Origin of the sequence: Citrobacter sp. RHBSTW-00524 (genome assembly GCF_013747755.1) — a bacterium.
Taxonomy (GTDB): Bacteria; Pseudomonadota; Gammaproteobacteria; order Enterobacterales; family Enterobacteriaceae; genus Citrobacter; species Citrobacter braakii.
Genome location: NZ_CP056421.1, coordinates 1,700,190 through 1,725,246 on the forward strand (window position 1 = coordinate 1,700,190; position 25,057 = coordinate 1,725,246).

A 25,057-nucleotide genomic window follows, 5' to 3' on the forward strand; every position below is an offset into this window, starting at 1 on the left:
GTTATCGGCACTGAGGCGGAAAAATGGAGCATTAAACGGTGAAAATGGCGAAATCGTGAGCCAGTTCAGTGTCTGGAAATATCGCTTTGCACTCTTCGAGTAACCGCTGACAGCCTTTTTCATCGTAGCGTGAGCTAACGTGGGTCATGATCAGGCGTCTCACTCCGGCCTCAAGCGCCAGCTGGGCGGCTTGTCGGGTCGAGCTGTGACCGCGGCTGTTGGCTTTTTCCTCCATTGAGGAGTCCAGTGTGGTTTCATGTACCATCACATCCACACCGCGTGCCAGTTCAATGGCGGACGCGCAAGGTCCTGTGTCGCCGAAAATAGCCACAGATTTTCCTCTGGTGGCAGGGCCGAGAAAATCGGCACCGTTAATCGCTCGACCATCCTCCAGCACGATGGTTTTCCCGGCTTTCAAATCCTGGAACCACGGGCCCGCTTTAACACCAGCCGCCTTCAAGGCGCTGGCGTCAAGTGCCCCCGGTTTGTCGTGTTCTTCAACACGAAAACCGTAGCACTCCAGCGGATGCTCCAGCGGGTACGCCGTTACTTTACGCAGGCCGTCATCAACAATTTCACCCGCGGTGATTTCGACAATATCCAGCGGATAATCGGTCCAGGAGCCGCTCAAACGCAAAGCCGTTTCGGTAAACTCTCGCAATCCCTTTGGTCCGTAAAGCGTCAGTGGCTGGACGTTCCCGGCCATTGAGCGACTGCACAGCAGCCCCGGTAAACCAAACAGGTGATCGCCGTGTAGATGGCTGATAAAAATACGTTCGAGTTTTCCTGGGTTAAATGGCGTGGTCAGCATCTGATGCTGCGTTCCTTCACCACAATCGAAAAGCCACAGCCCCGCCTGAGTCGGGTGTTGCAGATTCAGTAAAATTGCCGTTACATTGCGTGAGCGCGTGGGGACTCCCGCAGACGTGCCTAAAAATAGTAATTCCATCTTCGCGTTACACTTTTCGCCATCAATAAGGCAGGGTGTTCAGGTTATCACAACAAAGGGGCAGACTATGATTCACTGGCAAGATCTCCACCATGCAAAGCTCAATACACAGCAGCTGTACGCCATTCTTGAGCTTCGCTGTGCGGTATTTGTTGTTGAGCAACGGTGTCCGTATCAGGATGTGGATGGTGATGACCTGAGTGGTGAAAATCGGCACATTCTGGGTTGGCATAACGATGAACTGGTGGCGTATGCGAGGATTCTGAAAAGCGATGATGAGCTTGAGCCGGTCGTCATTGGGCGGGTGATCGTAAGCGAAGCGCTGCGGGGTGAAAAATTGGGGCAACAGCTAATGACTCAGACGCTGGCCTCCTGTACGCAGCATTGGCCGCACAAGGCGCTGTATCTGGGGGCGCAGGCACATTTGCAGTCATTCTATGCGCGCTTTGGCTTTGTGCCGGTCACGGATATCTATGACGAAGACGGTATTCCACACGTCGGAATGGCGCGGGAAGCACATCAGGCGTAAACAGGCGCAAACACGCCTGATTGTCTATAGTTAGCGGGTACGTCAATAGAAAGGGAGAATAAAATGTCTTTTCATTCTTATGAATCACGTATCGATGACGATCTGGAATTATTGAGTGAAACGCTGGAGGAGGTGCTGCGTTCTTCCGGCGATCCAGCCGATCAAAAATACCTTGAGTTAAAAGCGCGGGCAGAGCGGGCGTTAGAGGAGGTGAGAAATCGCGTCAGCCACGCCTCTGACAGCTACTATTACCGCGCGAAGAAAGCCGTTTGCCGGGCGGATGATTATGTGCATGAAAAACCCTGGCGCGGAATCGGCGTTGGCGCCACGGTCGGTTTAGTGATGGGATTATTGTTAGCACGGCGATAAATTCCATTCCGTCAGCGCATTTGTACGTACTCCCTAACTGGGGGTACTGCTTTTTCTGCTCAGTACCCCGTATAATGTGAGGTTTTTAACAGGGAGAGGTCCGCGTGCATTCAATCACTACTGCGCTGGAAAGTCTGATGCGTCATTTGTCGCAAGAGATACCAGCAGCACCTGGAATTCGTATTTACGATATCCCTTTCCCACTGAATGATGCGTTTGACGCTTTAGGATGGCTGGCCAGTCAACCTGTCTGGCCCCAGTTTTACTGGCAACAGCGTAATGGCGATGAAGAAGCCGCCGTATTGGGCGCTGTTGCTACATTTTCCTCGCTCGAATTAGCCCAGCATTTTTTACATCAGCATAATGATAATCCTGACCTGCGTATCTGGGGCCTGAATGCCTTTGAGCCTCAGCGCGGCCATTTGTTATTGCCACGGCTGGAGTGGCGACGTTGCGCGGGGGGGGCGAGCTTACGCTTACATCTTTTTAGCGACGTGTCGCTGCGTGAAGACGCCGCGCAGGCGGTGGCGTTTATCTCATCGCTCGCCAACGTAAAGCCGCTGCCCGCATTGCGTCTGCGTTTGACGGGAGAACAGAACTGGCCGGATAAAACTGGCTGGATAGACCTGATAAAGCTCGCCACGCAAACGATCAATAGGGAACAGCTCGATAAGGTCGTGCTGGCGCGGGCGACCGATTTACAGTTTTCTCAGTCGGTTAACGCCGCGGTCGTGATGGCTTCCAGTCGTCGTCTAAACCTGAACTGCTACCATTTCTTTATGGCGTTCTCCGCAAAGTGTGCGTTTCTTGGTTCTTCCCCTGAACGTCTGTATCGGCGGCGTGACACGGCGCTGCGCACCGAGGCGCTGGCGGGAACCGTTGCCAACCACCCTGAGGATCATCGGGCCTGGCAGTTGGGGGAATGGCTAATGAAAGATGATAAAAACCAGCGCGAGAATATGCTGGTGGTCGAAGATATTTGCCAGCGTCTGCAAGGCTGTACGCAAACTCTTGATGTGCTGCCGCCACAGGTGCTTAGACTGCGCAAAGTGCAGCACCTGCGCCGCTGTATCTGGACGGAACTGAATCAGGCTGATGATACGCTTTGTCTGATGCAGCTCCAGCCCACGGCGGCAGTCGCAGGTATTCCGCGTGAGCTGGCGCGTGAATTTATCCAACAAAATGAACCGTTTGAACGCGAGTGGTATGCCGGTTCTGCGGGTTACCTTTCTCTGCGCCAAAGCGAGTTTTGCGTGTCATTACGGTCGGCGAAAATTAGTGAAAATGTGATACGCCTGTATGCCGGGGCAGGGATCGTGCGTGGTTCAGATCCTGAACAGGAATGGCAAGAAATAGACAATAAAGCGGCAGGACTGCGCACTTTATTACAGATGGAAGGGTAATGAGTTGTATATTACCGACTCATATCAAAAATCCATTTATTCGATTCTTTATACTGTGTCGCAATATTGATACCGGACAATCTCATGTCAGTAAGCGCATTTAACCGACGCTGGGCGGCGGTCATTCTGGAAGCACTCACTCGCCACGGCGTCAGGCATGTCTGCATTGCCCCTGGCTCTCGTTCTACACCGTTGACTCTGGCGGCTGCGGAAAACCCCGCTTTTATTCACCATACTCATTTTGATGAGCGTGGCCTTGGGCATCTGGCCTTAGGTCTGGCAAAAGTCAGCCGGCAGCCTGTCGCTGTGATTGTGACGTCCGGTACGGCGGTGGCAAATTTGTATCCCGCGTTGATTGAAGCGGGCCTGACCGGTGAAAAGCTGATTCTACTCACGGCTGACAGACCTCCTGAGCTTATCGACTGCGGCGCTAACCAGGCGATTCGTCAGGCCGGAATGTTTGCCTCGCATCCATCGCAAACGCTCTCTTTACCGCGCCCGACCCAGAACATTCCGGCTAGTTGGCTGGTATCCACCATTGATAACGCCTTAGCTGCGCTGCATAGCGGGGCGGTTCATATCAATTGCCCATTTGCGGAACCGCTGTATGGCGACATGGACGAAACGGGGATTGACTGGCAGCAGCGCCTTGGCGACTGGTGGCAGGATGATAAACCCTGGCTGCGTGAAGCGCGTCGACTGGAAAGCGACAAACAGCGTGACTGGTTTTTCTGGCGACAAAAACGCGGCGTTGTTGTTGCAGGCCGCATGAGCGCGGAAGAGGGCAAAAAGGTTGCGCAGTGGGCGCAGATGCTAGGCTGGCCGCTGATTGGCGATGTTCTGTCGCAAACCGGACAACCTTTGCCGTGCGCCGACCTGTGGCTGGGGAATGCGAAAGCGGTCACTGAATTACAGCAGGCGCAGATTGTGGTGCAGCTTGGCAGTAGCCTGACCGGAAAACGGCTCCTGCAATGGCAGGCCAGCTGCGATCCGCAGGAATACTGGATTGTCGATAATATCGAAGGCCGCCTCGATCCGGCTCACCATCGTGGGCGCAGACTGGTAGCGACGGTTAGCGACTGGCTGGAGTTGCATCCGGCGGAGAAACGTCAGCCCTGGTGCGTGGAGATCCCACGCCTGGCGCAACTGGCCTGGCAGGCGGTAGAAGCCCGTCGCGACGCGTTTGGTGAAGCGCAATTAGCCCACCGTATCCGCGAATACTTGCCGGAGCAGGGGCAACTGTTCGTGGGCAACAGTCTGGTGGTGCGCCTGATTGATGCGCTGTCGCAGCTTCCGGCGGGTTACCCGGTCTATAGCAACCGTGGCGCGAGCGGCATTGACGGCCTGCTGTCAACGGCAGCAGGCGTACAGCGCGCCAGCGCGAAATCGACGCTGGCTATCGTCGGCGATTTATCTGCGCTGTATGACCTCAATGCGCTGGCGTTATTGCGCCAGGTTTCCGCGCCGTTTGTCCTGATAGTGGTCAATAATAACGGCGGGCAAATTTTTTCCCTGTTGCCGACGCCAGCAAGCGAACGCGAACGGTTCTACCTGATGCCGCAGAACGTGCATTTTGAGCATGCTGCCGCCATGTTTAACCTTAAATACCAGCGCCCGGAAAACTGGGAGCAACTGGAGAGCGCGCTGACTAACGCCTGGCGTACTCCGGCGGCAACGGTGATTGAGCTGGTGGTAAACGAAACTGATGGGGCGCAAACCCTGCAGCAACTGCTGGCGCAGGTAAGCCATCTATGATCCTGCACGCGCAGGCGAAAGTGGGCCAGACGGGATTTCCCTGGCTGGTTTTCCTGCACGGTTTTTCCGGTGATTGTCGGGAATGGCAGACGGTTGGCGAAGCGTTTAAGAATTATTCGCGGCTGTATATCGACCTGCCGGGACATGGTGGCTCCGCTGACATCAGCGTGAGCGGATTCGACGACGTAAGCGCTTTGCTGCGTAACACGTTGCTTAGTTACAACATACTTAAATACTGGCTAGTAGGCTACTCTCTTGGCGGCAGAGTCGCGATGATGGCGGCTTGTCAGGAGATGCCAGGACTGTGCGGTCTGGTGGTTGAAGGTGGACATCCAGGCTTGCAAAGTGAGGAGGCGCGCGTTCAGCGTCGTCTCTCTGATGGTCGCTGGGCTGCGCGTTTTCGCGCTGAGCCGTTGTGCGAGGTGTTTATTGACTGGTATCAACAGCCGGTTTTTTCCTCGCTGAATGCGGCGCAAAGGGAAGCGCTGGTCGCACTGCGTAGCCAGAATAACGGGCATACGCTGGCAGCGATGCTGGATGCCACCTCGCTAGCCGTACAACCTGATTTACGTGCGCAACTCACTACGCGCACATTTCCGTTTTATTATTTATGTGGTGAACGTGACGATAAATTCCGCGCTCTGGCGGCGGAAATATCCGTACCAAGCCATGTGATTCGTAATGCCGGACACAACGCGCATCGGGACAATCCCGCTGGCGTAGTGGACTGTCTGGCTCAGATTCTGCATCGCTGACTATAGGACATTTTATGATCTATCCTGATGAAACAATGCTTTACGCACCGGTAGAATGGCACGATTGCTCTGAAGGCTACACCGACATTCTCTACGAGAAATCCACCGACGGTATCGCAAAAATCACCATTAATCGTCCGCAGGTACGCAATGCCTTCCGTCCGGTCACCGTGAAAGAGATGATCCAGGCGCTGGCGGATGCTCGCTACGATGACAACATTGGCGTGATTATTCTGACCGGTGCTGGCGACAAAGCGTTCTGCGCAGGTGGCGATCAGAAAGTGCGCGGTGACTACGGCGGATACCAGGATGATTCCGGTGTGCATCACCTGAACGTACTGGACTTCCAGCGCCAGATTCGTACCTGTCCGAAGCCGGTAGTGGCGATGGTTGCAGGCTTTTCCATCGGCGGCGGCCATGTGCTGCACATGATGTGTGACCTGACCATTGCGGCTGAAAACGCCATCTTCGGCCAGACCGGTCCGAAAGTTGGTTCCTTCGATGGCGGTTGGGGTGCCTCTTACATGGCGCGTATTGTCGGTCAGAAAAAAGCGCGTGAAATCTGGTTCCTGTGCCGTCAGTACGATGCGAAGCAAGCGCTGGATATGGGCCTGGTAAACACCGTGGTTCCGCTGGCCGATCTGGAAAAAGAGACCGTACGCTGGTGTCGTGAAATGCTGCAAAACAGCCCGATGGCGTTGCGCTGCCTGAAAGCTGCACTGAACGCCGACTGCGATGGTCAGGCTGGTCTGCAAGAACTGGCGGGTAACGCCACCATGCTGTTCTACATGACGGAAGAAGGTCAGGAAGGCCGTAACGCCTTTAACCAGAAACGTCAGCCGGATTTCAGCAAATTTAAACGGAATCCGTAATGCGTAGCGCGCAGGTATACCGCTGGCAGATCCCCATGGACGCGGGGGTGATTCTGCGCGACAGGCGGTTAAAAACGCGTGATGGGCTGTACGTTCGCCTTTGTGACGGCGAGCGCGAAGGGTGGGGAGAGATCTCCCCGCTGCCGGGCTTCAGTCAGGAGAGCTGGGAAGAGGCGCAAACCGAGCTGCTGGCCTGGGTCAACGGCTGGCTACAGGGGGATTCTTCCTTACCGCAGCTGCCTTCGGTCGCCTTTGGCGCAAGCTGTGCGCTGGCCGAACTGGCTGGCGTATTGCCAGAGGACGCAGACTACCGTGCAGCGCCGCTGTGTACGGGCGATCCTGATGATCTGGTACTGCAACTGGCGGACATGCCGGGTGAAAAAGTAGCGAAGATCAAGGTCGGACTGTATGAAGCGGTTCGCGACGGTATGGTCGCCAACCTGCTGCTTGAGGCTATCCCGGAGCTGCATTTGCGACTTGACGCCAACCGAGCCTGGACGCCGTTGAAAGCCCAGCAGTTCGCGAAGTACGTTAATCCAGAGTACCGCGGGCGCATCGCTTTTCTCGAAGAGCCATGCAAAACCCGCGATGACTCTCGTGCTTTTGCGCGTGAAACCGGCATTGCCATTGCCTGGGATGAAAGCCTGCGTGAAGCGGATTTCATCTTCGAAGCCGAAGAGGGCGTCAAGGCAGTGGTTATCAAACCTACGCTGACGGGCAGTCTCGATAAAGTGCGCGAACAGGTGGCAGCGGCGCATGCGCTTGGTCTCACCGCTGTTATTAGTTCGTCGATCGAGTCGAGCCTGGGCTTAACCCAACTGGCGCGAATTGCCGCCTGGCTGACGCCGCAGACCATTCCGGGGCTGGATACCCTGAGCCTGATGCAGTGCCAGCAGGTACGCACCTGGCCGGGTAGCGCATTGCCGTGTATCGATGTTGATGCGCTGGAACGCCTGCTATGACCCAGCGGGAAATGCCCGATAGCGTAAGCATATCGGGCCTGGTACAACCCGATGACTGGCCGTGGCGTCACTGGCGACAGGTTCGTGCAGAGGTGCCTGCTCTACGCCTCAACGATGAAGTATTAAGCTGGAGCGAGCTCTGCACGCGCGTTGACCATCTGGCCAGCGGTTTTGCCGCTCAGGGTGTGGAAGAGGGCGATGGCGTCCTGCTTCGCGCCTGGAATCATCCGCGTGCTTTGCTGGCCTGGCTGGCATTGCTGCAATGTGGGGCGCGGGTTTTACCTGTGAACCCACAGCTGCCTCAATCGCTGCTTGACGCGCTGGTCCCGGACTTAACGCTGCGTTTTGCGATGGATCTGGAGACCGCTAATGTTCTCACGGGACTCCATCCTTTGCAGATGCAGGCAGTGCCAGGCAAGCATGCCGTCGCGTGGTTACCCCAGCGTTTGAGTACGATGACGTTAACCTCAGGTTCTACCGGATTGCCAAAGGCAGCGGTGCATACCTGTCAGGCTCATCTGGCAAGCGCGCAGGGCGTGCTGTCATTAATGCCGTTTGACGCTGAAGATGACTGGCTGCTCTCGCTGCCGCTGTTTCATGTTTCCGGCCAGGGTATTTTGTGGCGTTGGTTGTTTGCCGGGGCACGAATGACCGTGCGCGACAAGCAGCCGTTGGAGCAAATGCTGGCTGGATGCACTCATGCTTCGCTGGTGCCCACGCAGCTGTGGCGCCTGCTGGTCAACAAAACGGCGGTAACGCTCAAAGCCGTGCTCCTGGGGGGCGCGGCAATTCCTGTTGAATTGACGGAACAGGCGCGCGAGCAAAGGATTCGCTGCTGGTGCGGTTACGGTTTAACGGAGTTTGCTTCTACAGTCTGTGCGAAAGAGGCGGATGGCCTGGCGGATGTAGGGTTACCCCTGGCAGGCAGAGAAGTCAGAATCGTTGATGGTGAAGTCTGGCTGCGTGCCGCCAGCATGGCGCAAGGTTACTGGCGTAACGGGCAGCTGATTCCTTTAGTAAACGCGGAAGGCTGGTTTGCCACCCGCGATCGCGGGGTGTTGAAGGACGGCAAGTTAACCATTGTCGGTCGGATGGACAATCTGTTCTTTAGCGGCGGGGAAGGCATACAGCCGGAAGAGGTGGAACGCGTGATTGCTGCACATCCGCATGTTCTGCAAGCCTTCATTGTGCCGATAGAAGACAAAGAGTTTGGTCATCGCCCGGTGGCGGTTGTTGAGTATGACACCAATGCGGGTGACACAAATCTGGCAGAGTGGGTGAAAGATAAGCTGGCCCGCTTTCAGCAACCGGTATGCTGGCTGACATTGCCACCCGAACTAAAATCCGGAGGGATTAAAATCTCTCGTCGTGCGCTGTCAGATTGGGTAAGTGCTTCATTGTTAAAATTAAGCAAACAGTAATTACATTTCTCACTTTCGCCATTGCGTCGCTATTGTCATTTTGTTTATCTGCTTAAGTGTAACCTGTTGTGAAATTTTTTAACAAAAGGTGCGCTATGGAATGGCATGTGAAGAAGTCTTGCTGTCACAAAAAAGCAGGCAGGCTCTATATCGTACTTTGTGATGGCGGCGGTTCGCTAAAGATGCTGGCTGAGGCTCAATCTTCCGAGTGGGTTAAGCCCGGAGACCTCCTTTCACCGCTGAAAGATGCACTGTATTGCATTAATCGCGATACCTCACGGTTAATCAAAATAATTGATGCCAGACAGTACATGTGCGACGAATGGGAACGCCTGTTACGACTGTCTGAAGATAAATAATCTCAGGGTTGGCGCTGGTGTGAAGGTAAAAAAATCGTCAGTAGCCCTGCCATGATGCACAGCACTCCGGCGAGCGCTTTCGCTGAAAATATTCCCTGCCAGCCGGGCAGGATCATTGATGCAACCCACACCAGTACATAGCTCAGGCTGAGCAGGGCATACGCTTTGCTCAGTGCGAGCTGGTGCAGCGCTTTATGCCAGCAAATCACCGACAGTAAATATCCTGCCAGTCCGGCATACAGAGCAAATGCGCCAACGCTAAGAGAGAATACGGCAGAAATGAATTGCTGCGGCTGCAGCATTGGCGGCAGATTATCCATCGCAAAGCCGAGACTCAACTGGGCGGCTGAAGTGATAATAACGCTGCATAATCCCCAAAAGATGCCCATTACACCGCACTCCCAAGAATAAAGATGCCGGTGATGATTAACCCCACACCCAGCCAGTGGCGCGGGGTGACGGGTTCGCGCCAGATTTTCCAGGCAGCCAGAGTCACCCATACAAAATTAAGACTCAGCATGGGGTAGGCGATGCCGACCGGAATGTTCTGCAGCACCGCCAGCCATAGCAGCATGGCCAGACCGAGACTTGCCAGAGCAAGCCCAATCCATAGCGTAATATGGCGTTTTCGCGCTCGAACGGGAACGGGTCGCGACGCCTGCTTCTGACATAACTGACCACAGACGCTGAGCAGGCTGGCGAGAACTAAGGCTATCCAGATCATTTCGGCCGATACTGAATCAGGACCAGACGCCCCTGATTATCGATATAGTCAGCGGGAGGGATAGCAAGTCGATTAATATCTTCATCCTTATCGACTGAAAGCACGAGCGTAATGTTTCCTTGCTGACGATGTTGCGCTAACCACTCGGCAAAGTTTCCCCGCCCGACAAAACGCCCCTGGGCATCCGGGTAGTTAAGGCCATATTTTAACTCGCCCGTTTGTCCGTACATTATGATGTCGTCACGCTTCAGGCTCCAGGCCAGCCCCGCGGCGACGCCAACGCTGTCGGTGAGAATATAACGGCTCGACTCCAGCGACTCTTTGGTCATCTCGACAAAAAATTGTGGCTGTTTAGATTCCATCACCCGGTCAGGAATGGAGAAGCCAAACAACAGTGCCAGGCCTAATGGACACAGCGCTGCGAACGTCCAGTTCTTCTCGCGGTTATTTAGCGTATACCAGCCAAAGAGCGTCCAGATGATAAAAATGCCCCACGCACAAAACACTTTATACGTTTCGATATGTGACCAGACCGGCGTCTTTAATGGACCCAGTGTAGAAACAATAAACGTGGCGACAATGCCGGTTACACCGAACAGAACGTTGATCCAGCCATTCACGCGCAGCGCGGTTGCACCTTTTTGCGCGGCCTGCAGGCCGAACCGCGCCGTCAATATTGCCAGCGGCGCGAAGCAGGAAAGAATATAGGTCGGCAGTTTTCCTTTCGCGATGCTGAAAAACAGGATTGGCATGATAATCCAGCTCAGCAGGTACAGTGCGCTGCGCGGAACATCCCGTTCACGCCAGCCCGTACGCAGCGCGCCGGGGAGCAGCCCGAGCCACGGTAATGCGCCAGCCACCAATACCGGAATGTAGTACCAGACGGGGGCCTTATGTTGGGCATCCTCCTGCGCGAAGCGTTGAATATGTTCGACCCAGAAGAAGTAATGCCAGAAATCCGGTTCACGCCGGGCAATCGCTATTCCCCAAGGCAGCACAGTCACGATGCAACCGACTACTGCCAGCAGACCGTAGATAATGAGATCTTTCCAGCGCTTTTGTACGAAAACCCACGGCAGTACGCTGAGCACAGGAATGGCGAGTGCCAGGAAACCCTTGGTCATCACGCCCATGCCGCAGGTTAACCCTAACAGCAGAAAGGCGGTAATTTTGCGCGTTCTGCTGGTGGCTTGCATCCCCTCCCAAAAGCAGCACATGCCCGCCATTAGCCAGAGCGCAATAATGGGATCTAGTACCGCGTAGGTGCCGATGCTGTAAACCGAAAAAAACGTTAAAAAGATAACCGAAGAGAGTACAGCGGTGCGCTTATCCCGCCACAACCGCATGGCAAGCCAGGCTACCATTAGCGCCGTCAGCAAAGTGGCAAAGATGGCTCCTGCTCTGACGCCGAAATTATTGGTGCCAAACAGCCATTGCCCGATGCTGTTTAACCAGTATCCGGCAATCGGTTTTTCAAAATATCGCAGCCCTAAAAAGTGCGGAACGATCCCGTCGCCAGAGGTCAGCATTTCCCGACTGATTTCGGCATAGCGCGTTTCATCAGGCTGCCACAGCAGGCGACTGTTGATGGGGAGAATAAAATACAGCGCAATAAAAGCGATAAATGCCAGGGTGTAGCGGACAGTATGTTTCATCTTGTCACACTCACTGGTTGTTGGCGGCCGACCCATCCCTCTCTGCCGGGTATTTTGCCACGCACGATCTGCCCTGTTGGCAGCGAACTGACATCGTCCGGTAACAGGTCGCCGAGCGGGCAAAATGTTATCCCCATGTCTGCGGCGCGAGTAAGCAGCTCGTCAAAATTCTGCTGAAAGGCGATGCCTTCAACTTCCGCATGAATGGTATACACCGGTGTTCCTCTGCTCATCTGGATGTGGGAAAGAATGTAAGCGTTGAAGTCCACCGCCTGGACTTCCTGACCAACCACTTCATCCCAGGTGGGTAGCGTGACGGGAATTTGCGGCGTACCTGTTTTCCCGGACGTCAGCACCGGACGGAATAACGACGTTCCCCGACAGTCGCTGTTATAACGCAGATGGAACGTTTCTTTGGCGTGGATGACGCGATCGTCGGCACGCCATCCGGCAACGGCAGAGCAGGTGACGGGTTGTCCGATAAGAGTTTCAAGGGCCGTGATGCCTCGTGAAATATCATCAATCAGCTGTTTATCATTCCAGTTTCCGCTTCGCGCCTGCCAGGCATGGTGATCCCAGGCATGCAAACCGGTTTCATGAATCAGGGCGGTTTGCGCAATGATCGCCGCGTTGGCCTGGCCGATCTCTTTTCCCGGCCAGGCGGTTCCCGCCAGCAATATATCCCATCCGTAAAGTGATGCGGCGTTTGAGCGCAGCATCTTCCACAGAAATTGTGGTTTCACAAGACGCCAGAGGTGGCGTCCCATGTTGTCCGGTCCAACGCTAAAGAAAAAACTTGCCCGCACATTATGTCGGTTCAATGTCTCCAGCAGGCGGGGTACGCCTTCGCGCGTCCCCCTGAAAGTATCGACATCTATGCGCAAGCCGACTTGGGTCATGATGTGTGTTCCGTGATATTCACACTGCGTAAGAAGAAGTCCAGCGTCTCTTCTACCGTTTCCTGCATCTCAATGGTGGGCTCCCAGTTCAGGCAGCGTTTCGCATTGCGGATGTTGGGCTTACGATGTTCAACGTCTTGATAACCTTTACCATAGTAGCTGCTGCTTTCGACGTCACGGAAACCGGCAAACGGCGGGAAGTGGCTACGCAATGGATGTTTTTCAAAGCAGGTAAGCAGCATTTCTGCCAGTTCCTGAATACTCGCTTCGTTCTGCGGATTACCGATGTTGATAATCTCACCGTCGCAGCGTCCGCCTTCGTTTTCAATGATGCGGTACAGGGCTTCGATACCATCCCGAATGTCGGTAAAGCAGCGTTTTTGCTTGCCGCCTTCAATCAGCTTAATCGGTGAACCCTCCACCAGATTGAGGATCAGTTGGGTAATGGCGCGTGAGCTGCCGATACGCGCGGCGTTAAGGCTGTCCAGACGCGGTCCCATCCAGTTAAATGGCCGGAACAGGGTGAAACGCAATCCCTCTTTTTCGCCGTATGCCCAGATTACGCGGTCTAACAACTGCTTGGAAACGGAGTAGATCCAGCGTGGTTTATTCACCGGACCGACGATCAGATTCGAGCTGTCCTCATCGAAAACTTTGTCGGTACACATGCCGTAGACTTCGGACGTTGACGGGAAAATGATGCGCTTACGGTATTTCACGCAGTAGCGAATGATTTTCAGGTTCTCTTCAAAATCGAGCTCAAATACGCGCAGCGGGTTGCGGGTATATTCGATTGGCGTTGCGATCGCCACCAGCGGCAGCACGACGTCGCATTTTTTAACATGGTATTCAATCCATTCGGAGTGAATGCTGATGTCGCCTTCGACGAAGTGGAATCGCGGATGCTGCAGAAAACGTCCAATGGCGTCACTGCCAATATCGAGCCCATACACTTCGTAATGATCTTCTTGCAGCAGGCGTTCGGTCAGATGGTTACCAATGAAGCCATTGACGCCGAGGATCAGTACGCGTGTACGACGTTTAGTGGTGGTAACTGATTGACTGTTCAGGCGGGAGCCTGGAACCAGGCCCAGAACCTGCGCCAGTTGCGACCCTTGCATTGCAATACCATCGCCAGCTTGTCCGGTAATAATTTCCAGGGCACCATCGCCACAGGCGATCAGCAAAGGAGAAACGGAGATGACGGTACCCGGTTGGGCCGCTGAGTTATTTACGCAAACGCGCGATGACCAGACGGTGAACTTTTGTGTGCCGACATAGCTATATGCGCCCGGCCACGGATCGCTGACGGCGCGGACCTGGTTATGCAACTCCGCGGCAGGTGTGTTCCAGTCGAGGAAGCTATCTTCCGGTGTACGGCGACCAAAACAGGTAGCATCTGCTTCCTGTTGGGGGCGTTCTGCATAATCCCCGGTTTTAATCGCGGGCAGTGCCTGTTCCAGCAGGTGACGCGCAGCCTGGCACAATTTATGGTGCAGCGTTAACGCCACGTCATCCGGCGAAATAGCGACGTGCTGCTGGGCAATAATGGCGCCAGCATCCGCGCGTTTGACCATGCGGTGAAGCGTGACGCCGGTTTCGGTTTCGCCATTGACCAATACCCAGTTCAGCGGCGCGCGACCACGGTATTTCGGCAGCAACGAACCGTGCAGATTAAAAGCCCCGGCAGGCGCAAGACTGAGGATCTCATCACTCAGTAAATGACGATAGTAGAACGAGAAGATAACATCCGGCGCCAGTTGGCTAATGCGTTCAATCCACAAGGGATGATTGACCTCGTCCGGGGCGTAAACCGGAATTCCGGCGCTGGCGGCAAGGCGGGAAACCGATCCAAAAAATGCTTTTTCGCCCGGATTATCGGTGTGCGTGAAAATGGCAGCGATTTCATAACCTGCATCCAACAAAGCCTGGACACCCTGACATCCCATATCGTGATAGGCAAATACGATGGCTTTCATGCGCGGTTTTCCTCGGTTGACTGTGTGGTTTGTGGGCGGATAACGTGTTGAACAAAATAGCGGGGGCGGGCGCGGACATCGTTATAGATGCGACCGATATATTCGCCGAGTAAACCCATGCCAATAAACTGTGCGCCGATAAAGGTAAACAGGACGGCAAACAGCATGAATACCCCTTCCGCGGCCCACTGTGGACCGAGCGTCAGACGCAGAACCACAAGCAGGATAGACAAGGTAAAGCCAGTGGCGGCGATTACGCTGCCCAACAGGCTCAACATACGAAGTGGCGTTGTGGTCAGACAGGTCACCAGGTCATACATCAGGTTGATCAGACGCATAAAGCTGTATTTGGAGTCACCAAATTCTCGCTCTGCATGGTGTACCGGGATTTCCGTAGCGCGCCGGGCAAAAATGTTGGCCAGAATCGGGATAAAGGTGCTGCGCTCCTGGCAATGCAGCATGGCATCGACGATGTGGCGGCGATAAGCGCGTAACATGCAACCGTAGTCGCCCATCGCTTTACCGGTGGTGCGCTGAATCAGATGGTTAATCATTCGCGATGCGGTCTTACGAAATACGCTGTCCTGACGGTTCTGACGTACCGTGCCGACCACATCGAAGCCTTCATCTGCGGTGGCGACCAGCCGTGGGATCTCCTCCGGCGGGTTTTGCAAATCGGCATCCAGTGTGATGATCACATCGCCGGTGACATGACTGAAACCGGCCATAATCGCCGAGTGTTGCCCGTAATTGCGATTCAATAAAATAGAAACAATATGGCTGTTCGGTGCCTGGGAAGCGTCCATCATCAGCTGTGCGGAATGGTCGCTGCTGCCGTCATCAATTAGCAGAATTTCATAGTCTTTGCCCAATTTTTCGCAGGCAGCGCTGGTACGTCTGATTAACTCTGGCAAGCTTTCCTGTTCATTAAAAACGGGAATGACCACAGAGACTTTTTTGATCGGTGCTGCTTCAAACATGGTTATTGTCCTGCAATCTCGCGAAGTGCCGTAATTACCCGCTGGGTGTCATCGGCGGTCATGTCGGGGAATAACGGCAGTGAGCAAATGCGCGCGCTATTCCATTCTGTATTGGGGAGCGAAAGGGTAGTGAAGCGTTCGCGGTAATATTTTTGCGTATGGGCCGCACGAAAATGCAGACCGGTGCCGATATTTTTGGCCTTTAACGCTTCCATTAAGGCATCTCTGCTCAGACCGCAGCGGGCTTCGTCAACGCGAATGATGAACAGGTGCCAGGCGTGAACGTGCGCCCACTGGGGCAGACTCAGTGGTTGAAATGGCGTATCGGCCAGCGCCTGTTGATACTCGCGGGCAATTTGCGCCCGGCGTGAGTTCAGGTGTTCCAGTTTATTTAGCTGTACCAACGCAATGGCGGCATTGATATCCGTGAGGTTGTACTTGTACCCTGGCGCAAGCACTTCGGCCTGCGGCGCCCGGCCATAGGTTTGTCGATCAAAGGCATCAACGCCCAGACCGTGAAACTTCAGGCTGCGAAGCCGTTGGGCAAGCTGGCTGTCGTCGGTAACGATCAACCCGCCTTCGGCGCAGGTAATATTTTTGATGGCGTGAAACGAGAATATTGCCGTGCCGCGCGCGCCGACATTACGACCTTTATACAACGTCCCTACGGCGTGGGCCGCATCTTCTATAATCGGAATGCCATAGCGTTCGCCAATGGCATAAATCGCGTCCAGGTCGGCGGGGGCGCCTGCGTAATGTACCGGAATAATGGCTTTGGTTCGCGGGGTGATGGCGGCCTCAATTTGCTCCGGTGTGACCATGAGCGTATCGCGGTCAACGTCGATCATGACTGGCGTCGCACCCAGCAGGACAATCATGTTGAGGGTAGAAACCCACGTCATTGACGGTGTAATGACCTCATCGCCTGCACCGATGTCCAGCGCCATCAGCGTGATGTGCATTCCTGCCGTAGCGGAGCAGACGGCGACGGCGTGTTGATTTCCCGTGAGCTGGCAGAAGGCTTCTTCCAGCTGTTGATTTTTCGGGCCGGTGGTTATCCATCCAGAGTCCAGAACCGTCTTCACAGCAGCAAGTTCTTCAGCCCCCATTGCCGGGCGAGAGAAAGGCAAAAAGTCAGACATCATTATTCCTTCAAGCCATTTAACGCCACCGACGTTTTATTTTTAGTGATAAACAGGGGCGTCGTTAATTATTTCATCAGGCTTCAAAGGGTAATGACGGAAGGTTAATTTATCCTTAAGAGTTTAAGGTTTGGGAAAGAGAGAGGAATAGCGTGTTTTTAATTTATCTTAATGAAAAAAAGATCATGTAGGTTTGAGTGGTTTTGGCGACATTGCTGTTATCTGCAGACTGATGAGCGCAATGTCGCTATTAAAATGATAACTTACAGTAACCCTTTCAAGGTTAACGTTTTACGCGTGGCGATATTTAAATCGTAAGAGCCGAGATCTTCCGCTTTAACCCAGGCGAATGCCTGGAATTCTTCATTAATCTTCACTTCACGATTAGCCGCCACACAATCGAAGATGAGATAAATCATATAAATCTCTTCCTGACTGCCATCGGCGTACGTTTTGGTGCGAACATCGTCACTGAAGGTCCATGGCGTAATGTCTGATAACACCAGTTGTTCGCCCAGCTCTTCTCTTACTTCACGGCGCAAAGCTTCTTCAATACGTTCACCCGGTTCAACGCCGCCGCCAGAAAGCGCCCACTGACCGGGGAACACACCGCGGTCGTCAGCCATTTTGCACAGTAAATAACAGCCATCGTTTTGAATTAATGGGCAAACAATTGTTCTTTGGCGCATAAGTCGAATCCTTGTAGGGGGAGGTATAGAAAATTCCATCGTGCACGCATCTTACCTTTTGCTGGCGGTAGAAAAAACGCTTCATCGACGAATAACGCAGCTTTGGCAGGGAAAACAGGATGTTTGTAGAAAATGGCGTTCTGCTGCCATCAGTGGCGTAATTGCTACAAGAATTTAACCTTATCTAAATCTTGTGAGTAGTATTTGCTTACAATATGTTATTGCATCGCTTTTTTAGTGCATTGATTCCTCGTGATCTAACAGTACAATTCACAGGTTTTGGGGTTATGTTTTGATTCTTGCTGGAAAGGATAGAAAATGAAAAAAAGTTTAATGTTGGGTTTTGCCGGAATGCTGTTTGTTTCCGCGTCGGCGAGCGCGATTAGCATCAGCGGCCAGGCTGGCGAAGACTACACCAACCTGGGGTTCGGTATGGGTACTGAGACCACCGGTTTGGCCGTCAGCGGTAACTGGATGCATAACGATGACGACGGCGATGCGGCCGGGCTGGGACTGGGTCTGAATATACCTCTCGGTCCGCTGCTGGCAACGGTCGGTGGGAAAGGCATTTATACTAACCCGAATGATGGTGACGAGGGTTACGCGGCGGCGGTCGGTGGCGGTTTGCAGTGGCCGATTGGCGACAGCCTCCGCCTGTTTGGCGAGTATTATTACTCTCCCGATTCTCTTTCCAGCGGTATCGACAGCTATGAAGAAGCGAATGCAGGTGCGCGTCTGACCATTATGCGTCCGCTGAGCATTGAAGCCGGTTATCGCTACCTGAACCTGGCAGGCAAAGACGGTAACCGCGATAACGCGATTGCTGACGGCCCGTACGTTGGGGTTAACGCGAGTTTCTGATTTTTCCGGCGCGGCGTTCAGTCGCGCCTTCCCCCCTCCATGCGTTATAGTGTTTTCATCATAAAAGCAGGAGAACACGATGTTAAACGTGGAGATGCTATCCACCGGGGATGAAGTGTTGCACGGACAAATCGTCGACACGAATGCCGCCTGGCTGGCCGATTTTTTCTTTAATCAGGGGTTACCGCTAACCCGTCGCAACACGGTAGGTGACAATCTTGACGATTTGGTCGCCGTTTTGCGTGAGCGTAGCGAACATGCCGATGTACTGATCGTTAACGGCGGTCTGGGACCAACCAGCGATGACTTGAGCGCGCTGGCGGCGGCCACGGCAAAAGGTGAAGGGCTGGTGCTGCATGAAGCATGGCTCGACGAGATGACGCGTTATTTCCGCGATCGTGGACGCGTGATGGCACCGAGTAACCGCAAACAGGCTGAGCTACCTGCCAGCGCGGAATTCATCAATAATCCGGTAGGAACCGCGTGTGGGTTTGCCCTGAAGCTTAACCGCTGCCTGATGTTCTTTACCCCAGGAGTGCCATCAGAATTTAAAGTTATGGTTGAGCATGAGATCCTGCCGCGTTTGCGTGAGCGTTTTTCGCTGTCTCAACCCCCGCTATGCCTGCGATTAACCACCTTTGGTCGTTCTGAAAGCGAGCTGGCGCAGAGCCTGGATCCGCTGCAATTGCCTCCGGGAGTGACAATGGGCTACCGCTCGTCAATGCCGATTATCGAACTAAAGCTGACCGGGCCGGATTCCCAACGGGAAGCGATGCTGGCGCTGTGGCCAGAAGTTAAGCGGGTTGCCGGGCAGAATATGATTTTCGAAGGTACGGAAGGTTTACCCGCGCAAATCGCCCGCACGTTGCAGGAACGGCAATACAGCCTGACGCTAAGCGAACAATTCACCGGCGGTCTGGTGGCGCTGCAGCTTTCGCGCGTGAATGCTCCGCTGTTGGCGAGCGAAGTGGTTCCGCCCCAGGAAGAAACGCTGGCGCAAACGGCACACTGGATAACCGAACGACGCGGCAACCATTATGCCGGGCTGGCGTTGGCGGTATCGGCTTTCGAAAACGAACATATTAACTTTGCGCTGGCAACGCCTGATGGAACGCATGCCTTACGCGTACGGCTGAACGCTAATCGTTATAGTTTGTCGGTGCGTCAGGAAGTGTGCGCAATGATGGCGCTCAATATGCTGCGCCGTTGGCTCAACGGGCAGGATATTGCCAGCGAACACGGTTGGATAGAAGTGGTTGAATCCCTGACGCTGCCTTCCTGACTTGCACTCTCTCACGCGCTTGTTATGGGAAGGCATTCTGGCCTTCCCGTTATCAGTCCAACCTGTTGTACTCTCTGTAAAAAAATCCGTGCGTTAGTTCACAATTATGCTCGTTTTTTCTCCAGCCAGCTGGAAGAACGAGAGGATTTGATGCGCTTCACAATTTTAACCCCCTTAACCTACCACACTGATTCCAGTATCTCAGACTGGAGTCCAGTATGTTGGAATCAAGCAAAGTTCCTGCGCTCACCAGGGCGATCGAAATACTCAATCTCATTGCGCGTATCGGCCCATGTAGCGCCGCCACCATCATAGAGACGCTGGGTATTCCAAAAAGCACCGCGTACCTGTTACTTAACGAACTGAAGCGTCAGCGCTTTATTAGCATTGATCATCAGGAAAATTACTGCCTGTGGACCAAGCTGGTTGAGTTGTCCGGGCATGCGCTGAGCAAGATGGATTTACGTGAACTGGCGCGTCCCCGGCTGACACAACTGATGGATGAGACAGGGTTACTTTGCCATCTCGGGATCATCGACCACGAAAGCGCGTATTACATTCTGAAAGTGGAATCGTCATCCACTATCAGCGTGCGCTCCCACGAAGGGAAAAGTCTTTCGCTCTATCGCTCGGGTATCGGCAAATGCCTGCTGGCCTGGCAACCGGCAGCCGCACGAAAAGCCATTATTGAACAGCTGATATGGGAACAGGCAACGCCGACCACTATCACCAGGCCACAGCAGTTGAATGACGAGCTGGAGCGTATTCGACAGCGTGGATGGAGCTTTGATAATGGCGAAGATTATCCCGATGTTCGCTGCGTCGCAGCGCCTGTTTTTAACGCTAACAATGAACTGACCGCCGCGATTTCAGTGGTCGGCACTCGTCTGCAAATTAACGAAGAGAACCGTGATTATCTGGCCGGTAAAGCGATTGCTTGCGCCAGGGATATTTCACGCCTGTTGGGATGGAAAAGTCCCTTCGACTCACTCGCTTCATAAAAAGGAGAACACCATGACCCTACCTAAAATTAAACACGTTCGTGCCTGGTTTACCGGTGGTGCTACGGCGGATAAAGGCGCTGGCGGCGGCGATTATCACGATCAGGGGGCTAACCACTGGATTGACGATCATATCGCCACGCCAATGAGCAAATATCGTGAATATGAGCAATCGCGCCAGTCCTTTGGCATCAACGTATTAGGAACACTGATTGTTGAAGTGGAAGCTGAAAACGGACAGACCGGTTTTGCTGTTTCCACAGCAGGGGAGATGGGGTGCTTTATTGTGGAAAAGCATCTCAATCGTTTTATTGAAGGGAAATGCGTCAGTGATATCAAACTCATTCACGACCAGATGCTGGGCGCAACGATGTACTACTCCGGCTCCGGCGGTCTGGTGATGAACACTATCTCGTGCGTGGATCTGGCGCTGTGGGATCTGTTTGGCAAGGTGGTGGGTTTACCGGTTTACAAGCTACTGGGCGGCGCGGTACGCGACGAAATTCAATTCTACGCGACCGGTGCGCGCCCTGATCTGGCGAAAGAAATGGGCTTTATTGGCGGCAAAATGCCGACCCACTGGGGGCCGCACGACGGGGATGCAGGGATCCGCAAAGATGCGGCAATGGTAGCCGACATGCGTGAGAAATGCGGTCCGGATTTCTGGTTGATGCTTGATTGCTGGATGAGTCAGGACGTGAACTATGCCACCAAACTGGCCCATGCCTGCGCACCGTCCAATCTGAAGTGGATCGAAGAGTGTCTGCCGCCACAGCAGTACGAAGGTTATCGCGAGCTGAAACGTAACGCTCCGGCGGGGATGATGGTTACCAGCGGTGAACACCACGGGACGCTGCAGTCCTTCCGCACACTCTCAGAAACCGGCATCGATATCATGCAGCCTGATGTGGGCTGGTGCGGTGGGTTAACCACGCTGGTGGAAATTGCCGCTATTGCTAAATCGCGCGGACAGCTGGTGGTGCCACATGGTTCCTCGGTTTACTCGCACCATGCGGTGATCACGTTCACCAATACCCCGTTCAGCGAGTTTTTGATGACCAGCCCGGATTGTTCAACGATGCGTCCACAGTTTGATCCGATCCTTCTGGACGAACCGGTACCCGTCAATGGCCGCATTCATAAGTCGGTGCTCGACAAACCAGGATTTGGCGTCGAGCTTAACCGCGACTGCAATCTGAAGCGCCCTTATAGCCACTAATGACCAGTGCGTTGCCAATGCCACGGCAACGCCCTCATTTCTTTGAGGATCTTGCTATGAGTACCACGTTACTTGATGGTGTAGTGAAGAAAAACCGCGCCCGTTTGATTCCCTTTATGCTGGCGCTGTATGTGCTGGCGTTTCTTGACCGCTCGAACATCGGTTTTGCCAAAGAGACCTATCAGATTGATACCGGTCTGAGCAACGAAGCTTATGCGTTGGGCGCGGGGATTTTCTTTGTGGTTTATGCCTTTCTGGGGGTTCCTGCCAACCTGTTGATGCGTAAATTTGGTGCCAGAACCTGGATTGGTACCACCACGTTGCTGTGGGGATTCCTCTCTGCGGCGATGGCATGGGCGGATACTGAATCGAAATTTCTGATTATCCGTACTCTGCTGGGGGCGGCAGAGGCGGGCTTCTTCCCCGGTATGATCTACCTGACGTCCCAGTGGTTCCCCCAGCGTAACCGCGCCAGCATCATGGGGCTGTTCTACATGGGGGCGCCGCTGGCGTTAACCCTGGGATCGCCGCTTTCCGGTGCGCTGTTGGAGATGCACGGCTTTATGGGGCATCCAGGGTGGTTCTGGATGTTCGTTATCGAAGGTTTACTGGCGGTAGGCGCGGGTATTTTCACCTTCTTCTGGCTGGATGATACCCCGCAGCAGGCGCGTTTCCTGAGCGCGGAGGAAAAGGCGGTGCTCATTAGCCAGTTGACAAGTGAAGAGGAGAAAAAGGTCACTTCGCGCCTGTCGGATGCGCTGCGTAATGGCCGTGTCTGGCAACTGGCGATTATCTATCTGACGATCCAGGTGGCGGTGTATGGCCTGATCTTCTTCCTGCCAACTCAGGTTGCTGCGTTGTTAGGGACAAAAGTGGGCTTTACGGCTTCGGTCGTGGCGGCAATACCGTGGGTGGCGGCGCTGTTTGGTACCTGGCTTATTCCCCGTTACTCCGATCGCACCGGCGACCGGCGTAATGTTGCCGCGCTGACGCTGCTGTCGGCAGGAATCGGCATTGGCCTTTCCGGGCTGGTTTCACCGGTACTGGCGATTGTGGCGCTCTGCGTCGCGGCGGTCGGTTTCATTGCGGTACAGCCGGTGTTCTGGACGATGCCAACGCAACTTCTTTCCGGGACAGCTCTGGCGGCGGGGATCGGCTTCGTCAACCTGTTTGGTGCCGTCGGCGGCTTTATTGCTCCCATTCTGCGCGTCAAAGCCGAAACGGTGTTTGCCAGCGATGCGGCGGGCCTGCTGGTCCTCGCGGGCGTCGCGATTATTGGCTCGCTAATCATCTTTACGCTGAGTGTGAACCGTTCAGTTTCACAAGCAGGCGCTGCGCATCATTAATCTTATCTACGTTGTAAGGATCGTTATGAACGCATTGTTATCAAATCCCTTCAAAGAAGGATTACGCAAAGGGGAAGTCCAGGTCGGCCTGTGGCTCAGTTCGACCACCTCCTACATGGCGGAGATTGCCGCGACGTCGGGCTATGACTGGCTGCTGATTGATGGAGAACACGCGCCGAACACGGTGCAGGATCTTTACCATCAGTTGCAGGCGATTGCGCCTTACGCCAGCCAGCCTGTGGTTCGCCCGGTGGAAGGCAGTAAAGCGTTGATCAAGCAGGTGCTGGATATCGGCGCGCAGACGCTGCTTGTCCCGATGGTCGACAGCGCAGAGCAGGCGCTTCAGGTGGTTTCCGCGACTCGTTATCCACCGCTCGGCGAGCGTGGTGTCGGCGCCAGCGTGGCACGGGCGGCGCGCTGGGGGCGTATCGACAATTATATGGCCCAGGCTAATGAATCACTCTGCCTGCTGGTACAGGTCGAAAGCAAAGCGGCACTGGATAATCTGGATGCCATTCTGGACGTTGACGGTATTGACGGTGTCTTTATTGGCCCGGCGGATCTTTCTGCGTCGTTGGGCTATCCGGATAATGCCGGACACCCGGAGGTGCAGCGGATCATTGAGCAAAGCATTCGCCGTATCCGCGCAGCCGGAAAAGCAGCCGGTTTCCTCGCTGTTGACCCAGCAATGGCGCAGAAATGTCTGCAATGGGGAGCAAATTTTGTCGCGGTAGGCGTGGATACCATGCTTTATACCGAAGCGCTGGATCGCAGGCTGGCAATGTTTAAATCAGGCCAGAGTACGCAAAAGTTGAAAATCAGTTATTAATATCGGGCCCGGTGGTGTAGTGCCATCGGGCCTGAAATAGCTCCTAATGGTGATGTTCTGTCACGTCGTCAGCAGAAAATCCGGTAATGGTCAGGACTGTCTCATGATCGATGCCTCGCTCCAGCATCATGCGGGCAATACGTAATGCTTCTTCTCGTGTTCCTTTTAGCCAGCCTTCCTGCAATCCATTGTGATGGCCTTCCTGGCGTAGTTTCTCTGCGATCGTCATCAATTTCTCCTTGTTATGGGGTGAGCGCCCGGCAATTTCACGGATAAATTCGCTGACATGAGAAGCCTCACCGCGCTGTAGCAGATAATTAAACAGCGTTTGCAACTGGCTGTCATTAACGGTACGAGTAACTAAAAGCGCGACCAGCCTGTCCACCAGTCCCATCAAATCGCGATCGCGGATATGTTTTTGCATCAGTTCAAGTAGAGCGATACGCCGATGCTGCATAATCTCGTCGTCAGATACCACAGTGATGTCCACTAGCGGAAATGCTTCTGAGTAAAGCTTGCGCGCCAGTTGTGGGTAATCAAATTCGTCCAGCCAGTTGAGCGACCACGGATACGGGCTCTGTTGCCCGTGATAAAAAAGCATGGGGATAACCAGAGGTAGCGTTCTGTATCCGGCATCCAGGTGATATTGCATGGCGGCAGTGGCATAACGCATCAGGCGAAATGCCATGTGTTGTACCGCTGTACTCTGATGTTCGATAACGCAGTAGATGTAGCCTTCACCTTCGCGGGTTTTTAACGACCACAATACGTCGGAATAGTAAGCACGGAGATCCTTTTCGATAAAACTGGTAGGCTCCAGCTTCAGCGTTTGCAGGTCACATATCTCGCGTAATGCGACGGGAAGGTGAATTTCAAGAAAATCGCGAGCCATCTCAGGATAAGAAATTATCTTTTTAAAAACAGCATCATGCGGTGTTGATGTTGCTGATTTAGCCATGGTAGTCCGTCACCAGAGGGAGAAGATGGTGTGACGATACCTACGAATGACGCGGGCTGCATTTGAGGAATTGATTTTTTGCGTGGAGGAGTCAGAGATAAATACGTCCGGTTGCAACG

Annotated in this window: 25 protein-coding genes; 15 read left to right on the forward strand and 10 right to left on the reverse strand. The window is 54.0% G+C overall.

Annotated elements, in window-relative coordinates; translation table 11 throughout:
* Positions 1-31 precede the first annotated feature (31 nt).
* The gene (gene rbn / locus HV229_RS08115) at positions 32-949 is read right to left on the reverse strand and encodes a ribonuclease BN (protein ID WP_049042372.1); all 918 of its coding nucleotides are present in this window, start codon (positions 947-949) and stop codon (positions 32-34) included.
* 67 nt (positions 950-1,016) lie between these two features.
* Here rbn and HV229_RS08120 point away from each other — a divergent pair, with 67 nt between their 5' ends.
* The 9 genes from HV229_RS08120 to pmrD all read left to right on the forward strand — a co-directional run bounded on the left by HV229_RS08120 (position 1,017) and on the right by pmrD (position 9,374).
* Positions 1,017-1,478, forward strand: a complete 462-nt coding sequence (locus tag HV229_RS08120; protein ID WP_016153827.1) for a GNAT family N-acetyltransferase — start codon at positions 1,017-1,019, stop codon at positions 1,476-1,478.
* Between the two features lie 63 nt (positions 1,479-1,541).
* Positions 1,542-1,847 carry a stress response protein ElaB gene (elaB, locus tag HV229_RS08125; RefSeq protein ID WP_003027683.1) on the forward strand — a complete coding sequence of 102 codons (306 nt, stop codon included), beginning with the start codon at positions 1,542-1,544 and terminating at the stop codon, positions 1,845-1,847.
* Between the two features lie 104 nt (positions 1,848-1,951).
* A complete protein-coding gene (gene menF, locus HV229_RS08130; protein WP_181547240.1) occupies positions 1,952-3,250 on the forward strand; it encodes an isochorismate synthase MenF in 1,299 nt (432 codons plus the stop codon).
* Between the two features lie 84 nt (positions 3,251-3,334).
* Positions 3,335-5,005 carry a 2-succinyl-5-enolpyruvyl-6-hydroxy-3-cyclohexene-1-carboxylic-acid synthase gene (gene menD, locus HV229_RS08135; protein WP_080858935.1) on the forward strand — a complete coding sequence of 557 codons (1,671 nt, stop codon included), beginning with the start codon at positions 3,335-3,337 and terminating at the stop codon, positions 5,003-5,005.
* On the forward strand, positions 5,002-5,760 hold the full coding sequence (gene menH, locus HV229_RS08140) for a 2-succinyl-6-hydroxy-2,4-cyclohexadiene-1-carboxylate synthase (RefSeq protein ID WP_075847724.1): 759 nt from the start codon (positions 5,002-5,004) through the stop codon (positions 5,758-5,760). The genes menD and menH overlap by 4 nt, the downstream gene beginning before the upstream one ends.
* A 14-nt stretch (positions 5,761-5,774) precedes the next feature.
* Positions 5,775-6,632 carry a 1,4-dihydroxy-2-naphthoyl-CoA synthase gene (menB, locus tag HV229_RS08145; protein WP_003027671.1) on the forward strand — a complete coding sequence of 286 codons (858 nt, stop codon included), beginning with the start codon at positions 5,775-5,777 and terminating at the stop codon, positions 6,630-6,632.
* On the forward strand, positions 6,632-7,594 hold the full coding sequence (gene menC, locus HV229_RS08150) for an o-succinylbenzoate synthase (RefSeq protein ID WP_016153823.1): 963 nt from the start codon (positions 6,632-6,634) through the stop codon (positions 7,592-7,594). The genes menB and menC overlap by 1 nt, the downstream gene beginning before the upstream one ends.
* On the forward strand, positions 7,591-9,015 hold the full coding sequence (gene menE, locus HV229_RS08155) for an o-succinylbenzoate--CoA ligase (RefSeq protein WP_181547242.1): 1,425 nt from the start codon (positions 7,591-7,593) through the stop codon (positions 9,013-9,015). The genes menC and menE overlap by 4 nt, the downstream gene beginning before the upstream one ends.
* Positions 9,016-9,110: 95 nt before the next feature.
* Positions 9,111-9,374, forward strand: coding sequence for a signal transduction protein PmrD (gene pmrD / locus HV229_RS08160; RefSeq protein WP_103928404.1), 264 nt, complete (start codon positions 9,111-9,113; stop codon positions 9,372-9,374).
* 2 nt (positions 9,375-9,376) lie between these two features.
* Here pmrD and arnF read toward each other — a convergent pair whose 3' ends face one another.
* The 8 genes from arnF to nudI form a co-directional block, all read right to left on the reverse strand.
* The gene (arnF, locus tag HV229_RS08165; RefSeq protein ID WP_016153820.1) at positions 9,377-9,763 is read right to left on the reverse strand and encodes a 4-amino-4-deoxy-L-arabinose-phosphoundecaprenol flippase subunit ArnF; all 387 of its coding nucleotides are present in this window, start codon (positions 9,761-9,763) and stop codon (positions 9,377-9,379) included.
* The gene (gene arnE / locus HV229_RS08170) at positions 9,763-10,098 is read right to left on the reverse strand and encodes a 4-amino-4-deoxy-L-arabinose-phosphoundecaprenol flippase subunit ArnE (protein ID WP_016153819.1); all 336 of its coding nucleotides are present in this window, start codon (positions 10,096-10,098) and stop codon (positions 9,763-9,765) included. The genes arnF and arnE overlap by 1 nt, the downstream gene beginning before the upstream one ends.
* Positions 10,095-11,753 (reverse strand): lipid IV(A) 4-amino-4-deoxy-L-arabinosyltransferase, encoded by a 1,659-nt coding sequence (arnT, locus tag HV229_RS08175; protein ID WP_181547244.1) that lies wholly within the window; start codon positions 11,751-11,753, stop codon positions 10,095-10,097. The genes arnE and arnT overlap by 4 nt, the downstream gene beginning before the upstream one ends.
* The gene (arnD, locus tag HV229_RS08180) at positions 11,750-12,652 is read right to left on the reverse strand and encodes a 4-deoxy-4-formamido-L-arabinose-phosphoundecaprenol deformylase (protein WP_181547246.1); all 903 of its coding nucleotides are present in this window, start codon (positions 12,650-12,652) and stop codon (positions 11,750-11,752) included. The genes arnT and arnD overlap by 4 nt, the downstream gene beginning before the upstream one ends.
* Positions 12,649-14,631 (reverse strand): bifunctional UDP-4-amino-4-deoxy-L-arabinose formyltransferase/UDP-glucuronic acid oxidase ArnA, encoded by a 1,983-nt coding sequence (gene arnA / locus HV229_RS08185; RefSeq protein WP_181547248.1) that lies wholly within the window; start codon positions 14,629-14,631, stop codon positions 12,649-12,651. The genes arnD and arnA overlap by 4 nt, the downstream gene beginning before the upstream one ends.
* Positions 14,628-15,611 carry an undecaprenyl-phosphate 4-deoxy-4-formamido-L-arabinose transferase gene (gene arnC / locus HV229_RS08190; RefSeq protein WP_047359215.1) on the reverse strand — a complete coding sequence of 328 codons (984 nt, stop codon included), beginning with the start codon at positions 15,609-15,611 and terminating at the stop codon, positions 14,628-14,630. The genes arnA and arnC overlap by 4 nt, the downstream gene beginning before the upstream one ends.
* 2 nt (positions 15,612-15,613) lie before the next feature.
* Entirely contained in the window at positions 15,614-16,753 is a 1,140-nt protein-coding gene (arnB, locus tag HV229_RS08195) for a UDP-4-amino-4-deoxy-L-arabinose aminotransferase (protein WP_181547250.1), read from the reverse strand.
* Between the two features lie 263 nt (positions 16,754-17,016).
* The gene (gene nudI / locus HV229_RS08200) at positions 17,017-17,442 is read right to left on the reverse strand and encodes a nucleoside triphosphatase NudI (RefSeq protein WP_016153813.1); all 426 of its coding nucleotides are present in this window, start codon (positions 17,440-17,442) and stop codon (positions 17,017-17,019) included.
* A 318-nt stretch (positions 17,443-17,760) separates the two neighbouring features.
* Here nudI and HV229_RS08205 point away from each other — a divergent pair, with 318 nt between their 5' ends.
* From HV229_RS08205 to yfaU, 6 genes are all read left to right on the forward strand, one after another.
* Positions 17,761-18,303, forward strand: coding sequence for a YfaZ family outer membrane protein (locus HV229_RS08205; protein WP_016153812.1), 543 nt, complete (start codon positions 17,761-17,763; stop codon positions 18,301-18,303).
* A 79-nt stretch (positions 18,304-18,382) separates the two neighbouring features.
* On the forward strand, positions 18,383-19,585 hold the full coding sequence (locus HV229_RS08210) for a nicotinamide mononucleotide deamidase-related protein YfaY (RefSeq protein WP_181547252.1): 1,203 nt from the start codon (positions 18,383-18,385) through the stop codon (positions 19,583-19,585).
* A 218-nt stretch (positions 19,586-19,803) separates the two neighbouring features.
* The gene (locus HV229_RS08215; protein WP_047500908.1) at positions 19,804-20,586 is read left to right on the forward strand and encodes an IclR family transcriptional regulator; all 783 of its coding nucleotides are present in this window, start codon (positions 19,804-19,806) and stop codon (positions 20,584-20,586) included.
* 13 nt (positions 20,587-20,599) lie between these two features.
* Positions 20,600-21,805 carry an L-rhamnonate dehydratase gene (gene rhmD / locus HV229_RS08220; protein WP_016153809.1) on the forward strand — a complete coding sequence of 402 codons (1,206 nt, stop codon included), beginning with the start codon at positions 20,600-20,602 and terminating at the stop codon, positions 21,803-21,805.
* Positions 21,806-21,861: 56 nt separating this feature from the next.
* Positions 21,862-23,151 carry an MFS transporter gene (locus HV229_RS08225; RefSeq protein ID WP_181547254.1) on the forward strand — a complete coding sequence of 430 codons (1,290 nt, stop codon included), beginning with the start codon at positions 21,862-21,864 and terminating at the stop codon, positions 23,149-23,151.
* Positions 23,152-23,176: 25 nt separating this feature from the next.
* Positions 23,177-23,980, forward strand: a complete 804-nt coding sequence (gene yfaU, locus HV229_RS08230) for a 2-keto-3-deoxy-L-rhamnonate aldolase (RefSeq protein WP_181547256.1) — start codon at positions 23,177-23,179, stop codon at positions 23,978-23,980.
* A gap of 43 nt (positions 23,981-24,023) precedes the next feature.
* Here the strand turns inward: yfaU and HV229_RS08235 are convergent, their stop codons facing one another.
* On the reverse strand, positions 24,024-24,938 hold the full coding sequence (locus HV229_RS08235; RefSeq protein WP_016153806.1) for an Rpn family recombination-promoting nuclease/putative transposase: 915 nt from the start codon (positions 24,936-24,938) through the stop codon (positions 24,024-24,026).
* Positions 24,939-25,057 lie beyond the last annotated feature (119 nt).